At 59.7% G+C, this 529-nt stretch carries 1 protein-coding gene; it reads left to right on the top strand.

Features of this window, described 5'->3' with window-relative positions; genetic code table 11:
• Window positions 1–529, top strand: a 529-nt coding sequence (locus OQZ28_RS17660; RefSeq protein WP_458136710.1) for a Tn3 family transposase, incomplete at both ends; no start/stop codon positions are given.

Raw genomic sequence — 529 nt, forward strand, 5'->3', positions numbered from 1 at the left:
TCCTTTCTCAACGGCGTGCAGTGCTGGAAACCGCGCTGAACCGGGTGACGGCTCTTGCCAGGAAGGGCGAGTTGTCACAGGTCCGGCTTGATGCACATGGTCTTGTGATTTCGCCTCTGAAAGCAATCACACCCCCTGCTGTGGAAGAGTTGAGGCGGGCGGCTTACGACCGGATGCCACGGATCAAGATTACTGATCTTCTGCTGGAAGTGGATCGCTGGACCGGTTTCACCGACTGCTTTGCCCATCGCCGCTCCAGCCGTGTCGCGGATGACAAAAGCGCCCTGCTGACGGTGATCCTGGCGGATGGCATTAATCTTGGTCTGACACGCATGGCCGAGACCTGTCAGGGTGCCACCCTGCGCCAGTTGGCGCATCTGCATGACTGGCATATCAGCGAGACCGGATACGCCGAAGCCCTTGGCCGTATGGTTGCAGCCCATCGTGGGCTGCCCCTGGCGTCACTCTGGGGAGACGGCACATCGTCCTCAAGTGATGGTCAATTGTTTCATGCAGGTGGCAGAGGCGC

Source organism: Komagataeibacter sp. NFXK3, from assembly GCF_054182245.1.